11 protein-coding genes and 1 tRNA gene are annotated in these 12,160 nt (G+C 50.4%); 8 read left to right on the forward strand and 4 right to left on the reverse strand.

From position 1 onward, the window contains the following. The first annotated feature begins 130 nt into the window (after positions 1 to 130). On the forward strand, positions 131 to 1,000 hold the full coding sequence (locus ACUU1I_RS16545; protein WP_001008084.1) for a YjeJ family protein: 870 nt from the start codon (positions 131 to 133) through the stop codon (positions 998 to 1,000). Between the two features lie 202 nt (positions 1,001 to 1,202). Here the strand turns inward: ACUU1I_RS16545 and ACUU1I_RS16550 are convergent, their stop codons facing one another. The 3 genes from ACUU1I_RS16550 to ACUU1I_RS16560 all read right to left on the reverse strand — a co-directional run bounded on the left by ACUU1I_RS16550 (position 1,203) and on the right by ACUU1I_RS16560 (position 3,677). Next, positions 1,203 to 1,556: a DUF4156 domain-containing protein gene (locus ACUU1I_RS16550; protein ID WP_000558209.1), complete on the reverse strand. Its 354-nt coding sequence runs from the start codon at positions 1,554 to 1,556 to the stop codon at positions 1,203 to 1,205. Between the two features lie 137 nt (positions 1,557 to 1,693). Beyond that, positions 1,694 to 3,340, reverse strand: a complete 1,647-nt coding sequence (gene groL / locus ACUU1I_RS16555) for a chaperonin GroEL (RefSeq protein ID WP_000729117.1) — start codon at positions 3,338 to 3,340, stop codon at positions 1,694 to 1,696. 43 nt (positions 3,341 to 3,383) lie between these two features. Then, complete coding sequence (locus ACUU1I_RS16560) at positions 3,384 to 3,677, reverse strand: co-chaperone GroES (RefSeq protein WP_001026276.1); 294 nt, start codon at positions 3,675 to 3,677, stop codon at positions 3,384 to 3,386. Between the two features lie 275 nt (positions 3,678 to 3,952). On the opposite strand from ACUU1I_RS16560, the gene yjeH reads away from it, so the two are divergent. Then, positions 3,953 to 5,209, forward strand: coding sequence for an L-methionine/branched-chain amino acid transporter (gene yjeH / locus ACUU1I_RS16565; RefSeq protein WP_000015827.1), 1,257 nt, complete (start codon positions 3,953 to 3,955; stop codon positions 5,207 to 5,209). A gap of 15 nt (positions 5,210 to 5,224) precedes the next feature. On the opposite strand, the gene ACUU1I_RS16570 is transcribed toward yjeH, so the two are convergent. Then, entirely contained in the window at positions 5,225 to 5,701 is a 477-nt protein-coding gene (locus ACUU1I_RS16570; RefSeq protein ID WP_001267445.1) for an FxsA family protein, read from the reverse strand. A gap of 336 nt (positions 5,702 to 6,037) precedes the next feature. Here ACUU1I_RS16570 and aspA point away from each other — a divergent pair, with 336 nt between their 5' ends. The 6 genes from aspA to ACUU1I_RS16600 all read left to right on the forward strand — a co-directional run bounded on the left by aspA (position 6,038) and on the right by ACUU1I_RS16600 (position 11,814). Then, positions 6,038 to 7,474 carry an aspartate ammonia-lyase gene (aspA, locus tag ACUU1I_RS16575; protein ID WP_000069437.1) on the forward strand — a complete coding sequence of 479 codons (1,437 nt, stop codon included), beginning with the start codon at positions 6,038 to 6,040 and terminating at the stop codon, positions 7,472 to 7,474. A gap of 117 nt (positions 7,475 to 7,591) precedes the next feature. Continuing rightward, entirely contained in the window at positions 7,592 to 8,893 is a 1,302-nt protein-coding gene (gene dcuA, locus ACUU1I_RS16580; RefSeq protein WP_000961959.1) for an anaerobic C4-dicarboxylate transporter DcuA, read from the forward strand. A 115-nt stretch (positions 8,894 to 9,008) separates the two neighbouring features. Further along, positions 9,009 to 9,347, forward strand: coding sequence for a divalent cation tolerance protein CutA (gene cutA, locus ACUU1I_RS16585; protein WP_000883400.1), 339 nt, complete (start codon positions 9,009 to 9,011; stop codon positions 9,345 to 9,347). Next, the gene (gene dsbD / locus ACUU1I_RS16590; protein WP_000068935.1) at positions 9,323 to 11,020 is read left to right on the forward strand and encodes a protein-disulfide reductase DsbD; all 1,698 of its coding nucleotides are present in this window, start codon (positions 9,323 to 9,325) and stop codon (positions 11,018 to 11,020) included. The genes cutA and dsbD overlap by 25 nt, the downstream gene beginning before the upstream one ends. A gap of 36 nt (positions 11,021 to 11,056) precedes the next feature. Further along, positions 11,057 to 11,632: a transcriptional regulator gene (locus tag ACUU1I_RS16595; protein ID WP_001188520.1), complete on the forward strand. Its 576-nt coding sequence runs from the start codon at positions 11,057 to 11,059 to the stop codon at positions 11,630 to 11,632. Between the two features lie 106 nt (positions 11,633 to 11,738). Then, a tRNA-Phe gene (locus tag ACUU1I_RS16600) sits at positions 11,739 to 11,814 on the forward strand. Positions 11,815 to 12,160 lie beyond the last annotated feature (346 nt).

Consider the following 12,160-nt stretch of genomic DNA (forward strand, 5'->3'; position numbering starts at 1 on the left):
TTCTTTTCTGTTTATATAGAGTGAGCACGGCTATTTATGTTATTTTAACAACTATTACTACCAAGCCCATTTATCTGGCTTATAAATTAAAATTAATTATTTAATTGAGAAATGGTTAGGGAGAACCTACATGGCCATAAGCATCAAGGGTGTTAATACCGGTGTTATTCGCAAGAGTAATAATTTCATTGCACTGCCGCTGAAAATTAAAGAACCTCGCAATAAAGAATCGTTGTTCTTTATGTCTGTCATGGAACTGCGCGACCTGCTGATTGCGCTGGAAAGTCGTCTGCATCAAAAGCATAAACTGGATGCTGCTGCACGCCTTCAGTATGAGCAAGCTCGCGATAAAGTCATTAAGAAAATGGCAGAAAACATCCCAGAAATTCTGGTTGATGAGCTTAAAAATGCCGATATTAATCGTCGGGTTAACACGCTGGAACTTACCGATAATCAAGGCGAAAATCTTACCTTCGTATTAACGCTACATGACGGTAGCAAATGTGAGTTAGTCGTCAATGAGTTGCAGATTGAAATGCTGGCGCGAGCAATCATTCATGCAATTAATAATGCGGAAATGCGTGAACTGGCATTACGTATTACCTCACTGTTAGATTTCCTGCCGTTATACGACGTTGACTGCCAGGACAATGGCAATCTGGAATATGACACCTATTCCCAACCGGAATGGAAACATAACTTGTTCGACCATTATCTGGCGGTGCTTTACCGCTTTAAAGATGAAAGTGGCAAAGAACAATTTAGCGGCGCAGTGGTGAAAACGCGTGAAGCAACGCCGGGTAAAGAAATAGAGGCGATCACTCGCCGAATGCTTGATTTCAGCCCACGACTGAAAAAACTCGCGGGTGTGCCATGTCAGGTCTATGCTCGCACCGTAGCGGCGAATAACGCCCAACCGCTAACCCAGGATCAATGCTTACGCGCGCTGCATCACTTACGTGTACAATCCACCAGCAAAACTGCACCACAGGCGAAATAATCTCATCTTTGCTAATGCGAGGCTGGAGCCATCCAGCCTGAAATGACTGATAACGTGATCGTTGGTCATGCCGGATGCGGCGTAAACGCCTTATCCGGCCTACAAATTCTCAAGCATTCAATCAGTTGCAATGCCTGCTGTAGGCCTGATAAGCGAAGCGCATCAGGCAATAATACGTTTGTCACCCAGCCTCTGGATCACATCAGTTCGGGCACTTATAAACCTGACCGATAATCTGGCTATCCGTCGGGACAAAACTGGACAACATTCCCTGCGACGGGCTGCTGATGCCATAAATCACGTTACCGCCCATTGCAGCCGCCTGGTTGCGCAGATCGTTTGCTGCGCCGCGCATAGAACCGCCCTCTTCTCCGTGTTGCCCGGAAAGCCAGTTGCTTTGCTTACCTGTCGCAGTACCAATCAGCTGGCACTCTGCGCCTGGCTGCTCGTCCACAATGCGTACACTCTGACCGGCAGCACTCAATTCGTTGCTGGAGCTACAACCCGCCATCAGTAGCGCGGCACCGACAATCCCTGCTAAGTATTTTACGTGCATGTTATTCCCCATAATCAATGAGCTGGACGCCACTCGCGTCGTCCGTGTCTGAATCTTATACTAGAAAGATGACCAAAAGAAAAACCCCCAGACATTTCTGCCCGGGGGTTTGTTTATTTCTGCGAAGTGCAGGGCAATTACATCATGCCGCCCATGCCACCCATGCCGCCCATACCGCCAGCAGCGCCTAAGTCAGCTGCATCGTTTTTCGGCAGGTCGGTAACCATGCATTCGGTGGTGATCATCAGGCCAGCCACAGAAGCTGCGTACTGCAGAGCAGAACGGGTTACTTTGGTTGGGTCCAGGATACCCATGTCGATCATGTTGCCGTATTCTTCGGTTGCTGCGTTGTAACCGTAGTTGCCGTCGCCGCCTTTAACGGTGTTAGCAACAACAGACGGTTCTTCGCCGCAGTTCAGGACGATCTGACGCAGCGGAGCTTCCATTGCACGCAGTGCAACTTTGATACCCACGTTCTGGTCTTCGTTCTGACCACGCAGGTCAGCCAGTTTAGACGCTACGCGGATCAGCGCAACACCACCACCAGCAACCACGCCTTCTTCTACCGCAGCACGGGTCGCGTGCAGGGCATCTTCAACGCGTGCTTTTTTCTCTTTCATTTCAACTTCGGTAGCAGCACCTACTTTGATAACTGCAACGCCGCCTGCCAGTTTCGCTACGCGCTCCTGCAGTTTTTCACGGTCGTAGTCAGAAGTTGCTTCTTCAATCTGCTGACGGATCTGAGCAACACGGCCCTGGATTGCAGCTTCTTCACCCACGCCATCGATGATAGTGGTGGTGTCTTTGTTGATCACAACACGTTTAGCCTGACCCAGGTCTTCCAGGGTTGCTTTTTCCAGCTCCATACCGATCTCTTCAGAGATTACGGTACCGCCAGTCAGGGTTGCGATATCCTGCAGCATAGCTTTACGACGATCGCCGAAGCCCGGAGCTTTAACCGCAGCAACTTTCACGATGCCACGCATGGTGTTAACAACCAGAGTTGCTAGCGCTTCGCCTTCAACATCTTCAGCGATGATCAGCAGCGGTTTGCCTGCTTTGGCAACAGCTTCCAGAACCGGCAGCATTTCGCGGATGTTGGAGATTTTCTTGTCAGCCAGCAGGATGAACGGGCTTTCCAGTTCTACTGCGCCAGTTTCCGGCTTGTTGATGAAGTAAGGAGACAGGTAGCCACGGTCGAACTGCATACCTTCAACCACGTCCAGTTCGTCCTGCAGACCGGTACCGTCTTCAACGGTGATAACGCCTTCTTTACCGACTTTGTCCATCGCTTCAGCGATCAGTTTACCTACGGTTTCGTCGGAGTTAGCGGAGATGGTACCAACCTGAGCAATCGCTTTAGAATCAGAGCACGGTACGGACAGCGCTTTCAGTTCTTCAACTGCAGCGGTAACCGCTTTGTCGATACCACGTTTCAGGTCCATCGGGTTCATGCCCGCAGCAACAGCTTTCAGACCTTCAGTGATGATAGCCTGAGCCAGTACGGTTGCAGTGGTGGTACCGTCGCCTGCAGCGTCGTTCGCTTTGGAGGCAACTTCTTTCACCATCTGCGCACCCATATTTTCGAACTTGTCTTCCAGTTCGATTTCACGAGCAACGGAAACACCATCTTTGGTGATGGTCGGTGCACCGAAAGATTTATCCAGAACTACGTTACGGCCTTTTGGACCGAGGGTAACTTTCACTGCATCTGCCAGTACGTTTACGCCGCGCAGCATTTTCACACGAGCGTCGTTACCGAATTTTACGTCTTTAGCTGCCATTATCTTTATTCCTTAAATTCGTATGTTCAGTGTCGTGCGCGGATTACGCTTCAACAATTGCCAGAATGTCGCTTTCGGACATGATCAACACTTCTTCATTGTCGATCTTCTCGGATTTCACACCGTAGCCATCGTTGAAAATAACGATGTCGCCAACTTTCACGTCCAGCGGCTTCACTTCGCCATTTTCAAGGATACGGCCATTGCCGACAGCCAGCACTTCGCCGCGGGTGGATTTAGCCGCTGCAGAGCCGGTCAGAACGATGCCGCCAGCAGATTTAGTTTCAACTTCTTTACGCTTGACGATCACGCGATCATGCAATGGACGAATATTCATTGATAACTCTCCTTTGAGAAAGTCCGTATCTGTTATGGGTGACGCCGGAGCTTACGTGGTTTCCCGGCTGGTGACCAGAGAAATGGGGATGAGGCTTCGCCCCTTCAAGGGGGAAAAAGAAAAAAAATTCTGAACAGCACAAAATCGGGTGAAAACCCTGATTCACCTCACATTTCATCGCAATTTCTTCATCGCCGTCATAAGCGAATCTGATTGTGCTACCATCGAAAATCTACGCAGTTGCCCAAAATTTGGGCGCAATCGGATATCAACCCATGAGTGGACTCAAACAAGAACTGGGGCTGGCCCAGGGCATTGGCCTGCTATCGACGTCATTATTAGGCACTGGCGTGTTTGCCGTTCCTGCGTTAGCTGCACTGGTAGCAGGCAATAACAGCCTGTGGGCGTGGCCCGTTTTGATTATCTTAGTGTTCCCGATTGCGATTGTGTTTGCGATTCTGGGTCGCCACTATCCCAGCGCAGGCGGCGTCGCGCACTTCGTCGGTATGGCGTTTGGTTCGCGGCTTGAGCGAGTCACCGGCTGGCTGTTTTTATCGGTCATTCCCGTGGGTTTGCCTGCCGCACTACAAATTGCCGCCGGATTCGGCCAGGCAATGTTTGGCTGGCATAGCTGGCAACTGTTGTTGGCAGAACTCGGTACGCTGGCGTTGGTGTGGTATATCGGTACTCTCGGTGCCAGTTCCAGTGCTAATCTACAAACCGTTATTGCCGGACTTATCGTCGCACTGATTGTCGCTATCTGGTGGGCGGGCGATATCAAACCTGCGAGTATCCCCTTCCCCGCGCCAGGAAATATCGAACTTACCGGGTTATTTGCTGCGTTATCAGTGATGTTCTGGTGTTTTGTCGGTCTGGAAGCATTTGCCCATCTTGCCTCGGAATTTAAAAATCCAGAGCGTGATTTTCCTCGTGCTTTGATGATTGGTCTGCTGCTGGCAGGATTAGTCTACTGGGGCTGTACGGTAGTCGTCTTACACTTCGACGCCTATGGTGAACAAATGGCGGCGGCAGCATCGCTTCCAAAAATTGTAGTGCAGTTGTTCGGTGTAGGAGCGTTATGGATTGCCTGCGTAATTGGCTATCTGGCCTGCTTTGCCAGTCTTAACATTTATATACAGAGCTTCGCCCGCCTGGTCTGGTCGCAGGCGCAACATAATCCTGACCACTACCTGGCACGCCTCTCTTCTCGCCATATCCCGAATAATGCCCTCAATGCGGTGCTTGGCTGCTGCGTGGTGAGCACGTTGGTAATTCATGCCTTAGAGATCAATCTGGAGGCTCTTATTATTTATGCCAATGGCATCTTTATTATGATTTATCTGTTATGCATGCTGGCAGGCTGTAAATTATTGCAAGGTCGTTATCGACTACTGGCGGTGGTTGGCGGGCTGTTATGCGTTCTGTTACTGGCAATGGTCGGCTGGAAAAGTCTCTATGCGCTGATCATGCTGGTGGGGTTATGGCTGTTTCTGCCAAAACGAAAAACGCCGGAAAATGGCATAACCACATAATCCGGCGTTTCGACATTAATCCTGGCGATCGTCTTTATGATCAAGGCGGTCGCGGTCATCATCCTTTCGCTGATACTCACCATCAAAAGTATTACCGCCACCGGTCCCGGCGCTAAAACCGCCGCCTGGCATGCGAGAAAAGCGCAAATGTGGCATCAACTTCACTGTCAGATGCTTTTGCACCGGCGGCAATAAAAGCAGAAGACCGAGGAAGTCGGTGAAAAAGCCCGGTAATAAAAGCAGCAAACCGGCAATAATCAGCGAAACACTTTTAATCATCTCCGCCGCAGGGTTTTCACCCGCCGCCATTTTTTGCTGCATCAGCACGAAATTCTTAAAGCCCTGGTTACGTACCAGTGACATACCGATAACTGACGTGAATATAACCAGCACGAGGGTCAGCAATACCCCCAATACATGGGCAACCTGAATAAAGATTGAAATCTCAATATAGACATAAAGGAAAATGGCAATAAAAGGTAACCAGCGCAAAGGTTTCTCCTGTAATAGCAGCCGGTTAAACCCGGCTACCTGAATGGGTTGCGAATCGCGTTCAGCTTATATTGTGGTCATTAGCAAAATTTCAAGATGTTTGCGCAACTATTTTTGGTAGTAATCCCAAAGCGGTGATCTATTTCACAAATTAATAATTAAGGGGTAAAAACCGACACTTAAAGTGATCCAGATTACGGTAGAAATCCTCAAGCAGCATATGATCTCGGGTATTCGGTCGATGCAGGGGATAATCGTCGGTCGAAAAACATTCGAAACCACATATATTCTGTGTGTTTAAAGCAAATCATTGGCAGCTTGAAAAAGAAGGTTCACATGTCAAACAACATTCGTATCGAAGAAGATCTGTTGGGTACCAGGGAAGTTCCAGCTGATGCCTACTATGGTGTTCACACTCTGAGAGCGATTGAAAACTTCTATATCAGCAACAACAAAATCAGTGATATTCCTGAATTTGTTCGCGGTATGGTAATGGTTAAAAAAGCCGCAGCTATGGCAAACAAAGAGCTGCAAACCATTCCTAAAAGTGTAGCGAATGCCATCATTGCCGCATGTGATGAAGTCCTGAACAACGGAAAATGCATGGATCAGTTCCCGGTAGACGTCTACCAGGGCGGCGCAGGTACTTCCGTAAACATGAACACCAACGAAGTGCTGGCCAATATCGGTCTGGAACTGATGGGTCACCAGAAAGGTGAATATCAGTACCTGAACCCGAACGACCATGTTAACAAATGTCAGTCCACTAACGACGCCTACCCGACCGGTTTCCGTATCGCAGTTTACTCTTCCCTGATTAAGCTGGTAGATGCGATTAACCAACTGCGTGAAGGCTTTGAACGTAAGGCTGTCGAATTCCAGGACATCCTGAAAATGGGTCGTACCCAGCTGCAGGACGCAGTACCGATGACCCTCGGTCAGGAATTCCGCGCTTTCAGCATCCTGCTGAAAGAAGAAGTGAAAAACATCCAACGTACCGCTGAACTGCTGCTGGAAGTTAACCTTGGCGCAACAGCAATCGGTACTGGTCTGAACACGCCGAAAGAGTACTCTCCGCTGGCAGTGAAAAAACTGGCTGAAGTCACTGGCTTCCCATGCGTACCGGCTGAAGACCTGATCGAAGCGACCTCTGATTGCGGCGCTTATGTTATGGTTCACGGCGCGCTGAAACGCCTGGCTGTGAAGATGTCCAAAATCTGTAACGACCTGCGCTTGCTCTCTTCTGGTCCACGTGCCGGCCTGAACGAGATCAACCTGCCGGAACTGCAGGCGGGCTCTTCCATCATGCCAGCTAAAGTAAACCCGGTTGTTCCGGAAGTGGTTAACCAGGTATGCTTCAAAGTCATCGGTAACGACACCACTGTTACCATGGCAGCAGAAGCAGGTCAGCTGCAGTTGAACGTTATGGAACCGGTCATTGGCCAGGCCATGTTCGAATCCGTTCACATTCTGACCAACGCTTGCTACAACCTGCTGGAAAAATGCATTAACGGCATCACTGCTAACAAAGAAGTGTGCGAAGGTTACGTTTACAACTCTATCGGTATCGTTACTTACCTGAACCCGTTCATCGGTCACCACAACGGTGACATCGTGGGTAAAATCTGTGCCGAAACCGGTAAGAGTGTACGTGAAGTCGTTCTGGAACGCGGTCTGTTGACTGAAGCGGAACTTGACGATATTTTCTCCGTACAGAATCTGATGCACCCGGCTTACAAAGCAAAACGCTATACTGATGAAAGCGAACAGTAATCGTACAGGGTAGTACAAATAAAAAAGGCACGTCAGATGACGTGCCTTTTTTCTTGTGAGCAGTAACTTAAAAATAACAATCTAATATCAACTTGTTAAAAAACAAGGAAGGCTAATATGCTAGTTGTAGAACTCATCATAGTTTTGCTGGCGATTTTCTTGGGCGCCAGATTGGGGGGAATAGGTATTGGTTTTGCAGGCGGATTGGGGGTGCTGGTTCTTGCCGCTATTGGCGTTAAACCCGGTAACATCCCGTTCGATGTCATTTCCATTATCATGGCGGTTATCGCCGCTATTTCTGCCATGCAGGTTGCTGGCGGTCTGGACTATCTGGTTCATCAGACAGAAAAGCTGCTGCGCCGTAACCCGAAATACATCACGATCCTCGCACCGATCGTGACCTATTTCCTGACTATCTTTGCTGGTACTGGCAACATCTCTCTGGCGACACTGCCAGTTATCGCTGAAGTTGCGAAGGAACAAGGCGTTAAACCTTGCCGTCCGCTCTCTACTGCAGTGGTATCCGCGCAGATTGCGATCACCGCATCGCCAATCTCAGCGGCAGTGGTTTACATGTCTTCCGTGATGGAAGGTCATGGCATCAGCTACCTCCATCTGCTCTCCGTGGTCATCCCGTCCACCCTGCTGGCGGTTCTGGTGATGTCCTTCCTGGTCACTATGCTGTTCAACTCCAAACTCTCTGACGATCCGATTTATCGCAAGCGTCTGGAAGAGGGCTTGGTTGAACTGCGCGGTGAAAAGCAGATTGAAATCAAATCCGGTGCAAAAACGTCCGTCTGGCTGTTCCTGCTGGGCGTAGTTGGCGTGGTTATCTATGCAATCATCAACAGCCCAAGCATGGGTCTGGTTGAAAAACCGCTGATGAACACCACCAACGCAATCCTGATCATCATGCTCAGCGTTGCAACTCTGACCACCGTTATCTGTAAAGTCGATACCGACAACATCCTCAACTCCAGCACCTTCAAAGCAGGTATGAGCGCCTGTATTTGTATCCTGGGTGTTGCGTGGCTGGGCGATACTTTCGTTTCCAACAACATCGACTGGATCAAAGATACCGCTGGTGAAGTGATTCAGGGTCATCCGTGGCTGCTGGCCGTCATCTTCTTCTTTGCTTCTGCTCTGCTGTACTCTCAGGCTGCAACCGCAAAAGCACTGATGCCGATGGCTCTGGCACTGAACGTTTCACCGCTGACCGCTGTTGCTTCTTTCGCTGCGGTGTCTGGTCTGTTCATTCTGCCGACCTACCCGACGCTGGTTGCTGCGGTACAGATGGATGACACGGGTACTACCCGTATCGGTAAATTCGTCTTCAACCATCCGTTCTTCATCCCGGGTACTCTGGGTGTTGCCCTGGCCGTTTGCTTCGGCTTCGTGCTGGGTAGCTTCATGCTGTAATGATCAATCGCGGGGCGTTCACGCCCCGCTTTCTTTCCCGCCGACTAACATCCTTCCCCCGTCCGTTGTATAGTGACCTCTCTCTTGCGGTTCCATCTGTTCTTGCGAGGTGTTTATGCTTGATGAAAAAAGTTCGAATACCGCGTCTGTCGTGGTGCTATGTACCGCACCGGATGAAGCGACAGCCCAGGATTTAGCCGCCAAAGTGCTGGCGGAAAAACTGGCGGCCTGCGCGACCTTGATCCCCGGCGCTACCTCTCTCTATTACTGGGAAGGTAAGCTGGAGCAAGAATACGAAGTGCAGATGATTTTAAAAACTACCGTATCTCACCAGCAGGCACTGCTGGAATGCCTGAAGTCTCATCATCCATATCAAACCCCGGAACTTCTGGTTTTACCTGTTACACACGGAGACACAGATTACCTCTCATGGCTCAACGCATCTTTACGCTGATTCTGCTACTTTGCAGCACTTCCGTTTTTGCCGGATTATTCGACGCGCCGGGACGTTCACAATTTGTCCCCGCGGATCAAGCCTTTGCTTTTGATTTTCAGCAAAACCAACATGACCTTAATCTGACCTGGCAGATCAAAGACGGTTACTACCTCTACCGTAAACAGATCCGCATTACGCCGGAACACGCGAAAATTGCCGACGTGCAGCTGCCGCAAGGCGTCTGGCATGAAGATGAGTTTTACGGCAAAAGCGAGATTTACCGCGATCGGCTGACGCTTCCCGTAACCATCAACCAGGCGAGTGCGGGAGCGACGTTAACTGTCACCTACCAGGGCTGTGCTGATGCCGGTTTCTGTTATCCGCCAGAAACCAAAACCGTTCCGTTAAGCGAAGTGGTCGCCAACAACGCAGCGTCACAGCCTGTGTCTGTTTCGCAGCAAGAGCAGCACACCGCGCAATTGCCCTTTTCCGCGCTCTGGGCGTTGTTGATCGGTATTGGTATCGCCTTTACGCCATGCGTGCTGCCAATGTACCCACTGATTTCTGGCATCGTGCTGGGTGGTAAACAGCGGCTCTCCACTGCCAGAGCATTGTTGCTGACCTTTATTTATGTGCAGGGGATGGCACTGACTTACACGGCGCTGGGTCTGGTAGTTGCCGCCGCAGGGTTACAGTTCCAGGCGGCGCTACAGCACCCATACGTGCTCATTGGCCTCGCCATCGTCTTTACCTTGCTGGCGATGTCAATGTTTGGCTTGTTTACTCTACAACTCCCCTCTTCGCTGCAAACACGTCTCACGTTGATGAGCAATCGCCAACAGGGCGGCTCACCTGGCGGTGTGTTTGTTATGGGGGCGATTGCCGGACTGATCTGTTCACCATGCACCACCGCACCGCTTAGCGCGATTCTGCTGTATATCGCCCAAAGCGGGAACATGTGGCTGGGCGGCGGCACGCTTTATCTCTATGCGTTGGGCATGGGCCTGCCGCTGATGCTAATTACCGTCTTTGGTAACCGCTTGCTGCCGAAAAGCGGCCCGTGGATGGAACAAGTCAAAACCGCGTTTGGTTTTGTGATCCTCGCACTGCCGGTCTTCCTGCTGGAGCGAGTGATTGGTGATGTATGGGGATTACGCTTGTGGTCGGCGCTGGGTGTCGCATTCTTTGGCTGGGCCTTTATCACCAGCCTACAGGCTAAACGCGGCTGGATGCGCGTGGTGCAAATAATCCTGCTGGCAGCGGCATTGGTTAGCGTGCGCCCACTTCAGGATTGGGCATTTGGTGCGACGCATACCGCGCAAACTCAGACGCATCTCAACTTTACACAAATCAAAACGATAGATGAGTTAAATCAGGCGCTCGTTGAAGCCAAAGGCAAACCGGTGATGTTAGATCTTTATGCCGACTGGTGCGTCGCCTGTAAAGAGTTTGAGAAATACACCTTCAGCGACCCGCAGGTGCAAAAAGCGTTAGCAGACACGGTCTTACTTCAGGCCAACGTCACGGCCAACGACGCACAAGATGTGGCGCTGTTAAAGCATCTTAATGTCCTTGGCCTACCGACAATTCTCTTTTTTGACGGACAAGGCCAGGAGCATCCACAAGCACGCGTCACGGGCTTTATGGATGCTGAAACCTTCAGCGCACATTTGCGCGATCGCCAACCGTGAACGACACTTGCAGTGGGAAAGACGGAGGAAAATAGCGTGCAACGTGAAGATGTACTGGGAGAAGCCCTGAAATTATTAGAATTACAAGGGATTGCCAACACCACGCTGGAGATGGTTGCTGAACGTGTGGATTATCCACTGGACGAGCTACGCCGCTTCTGGCCAGACAAAGAGGCAATCCTCTACGATGCGCTGCGTTATCTTAGCCAACAGATAGATGTCTGGCGTCGTCAGCTGATGCTGGACGAAACGCAAACCGCCGAACAAAAGCTGCTGGCACGTTATCAGGCGTTATCGGAGTGCGTTAAAAACAACCGCTATCCGGGCTGTCTATTTATCGCTGCCTGTACGTTTTATCCCGATCCTGGCCACCCTATTCATCAACTGGCCGATCAGCAAAAAAGCGCGGCCTACGATTTCACCCACGAACTGTTAACCACGCTGGAAGTTGACGATCCGGCGATGGTAGCAAAGCAGATGGAACTGGTGCTGGAAGGCTGTTTAAGCCGAATGCTGGTGAATCGTAGCCAGGCGGATGTCGACACTGCACATCGGCTGGCGGAAGATATCCTGCGCTTCGCCCGCTGCCGCCAGGGTGGTGCATTGACCTGACAGAAACACAGAAAAGAAGCGATTTGCCGCAATCTTAAGCAGTTGAATCGCTTTTACTGAAATTAGGTTGACGAGATGTGCAGATTACGGTTTAATGCGCCCCGTTGCCCGGATAGCTCAGTCGGTAGAGCAGGGGATTGAAAATCCCCGTGTCCTTGGTTCGATTCCGAGTCCGGGCACCAAATTCATATCAACGGACCTCCACGGAGGTCCGTTTTTCGTTTCAGGACGCCACGATTTAAGCGTTCTGCCTCCAAATCAATTCTACCGAACTCAACCAGATTCTCCCCACATCACCAGCAATTTGCGAGCATATCCCAATTTGGGAAAATTTGTTCCTGAGCTATAGCACTAACTGACGTGAAATGTCGTGCGGCCCCGTGATGCTGTTGAACGTCAAATGACGTCATCAGGAGCGTAACGTATCCATAAAGCACAACACCGGTCTGAACGCCGACTGATGAGATTTTCTGAATGAGAACAAAGAGAAATGTGTCAGTCCGCTTGCTCATGCAAAGACTAACAATC

This window comes from Shigella sp. SIG3, from assembly GCF_053555855.1.

What these genes read in the sequence shown, in the direction of transcription:
- ACUU1I_RS16550 (WP_000558209.1), bottom strand. Translation starts at nt 1,556, where the DNA reads ATGCACGTAAAATACTTAGCAGGGATTGTCGGTGCCGCGCTACTGATG.
- yjeH (WP_000015827.1), top strand. Translation starts at nt 3,953, where the DNA reads ATGAGTGGACTCAAACAAGAACTGGGGCTGGCCCAGGGCATTGGCCTG.
- groL (WP_000729117.1), bottom strand. Translation starts at nt 3,340, where the DNA reads ATGGCAGCTAAAGACGTAAAATTCGGTAACGACGCTCGTGTGAAAATG.
- aspA (WP_000069437.1), top strand. Translation starts at nt 6,038, where the DNA reads ATGTCAAACAACATTCGTATCGAAGAAGATCTGTTGGGTACCAGGGAA.
- ACUU1I_RS16560 (WP_001026276.1), bottom strand. Translation starts at nt 3,677, where the DNA reads ATGAATATTCGTCCATTGCATGATCGCGTGATCGTCAAGCGTAAAGAA.
- cutA (WP_000883400.1), top strand. Translation starts at nt 9,009, where the DNA reads ATGCTTGATGAAAAAAGTTCGAATACCGCGTCTGTCGTGGTGCTATGT.
- ACUU1I_RS16545 (WP_001008084.1), top strand. Translation starts at nt 131, where the DNA reads ATGGCCATAAGCATCAAGGGTGTTAATACCGGTGTTATTCGCAAGAGT.
- dcuA (WP_000961959.1), top strand. Translation starts at nt 7,592, where the DNA reads ATGCTAGTTGTAGAACTCATCATAGTTTTGCTGGCGATTTTCTTGGGC.
- dsbD (WP_000068935.1), top strand. Translation starts at nt 9,323, where the DNA reads ATGGCTCAACGCATCTTTACGCTGATTCTGCTACTTTGCAGCACTTCC.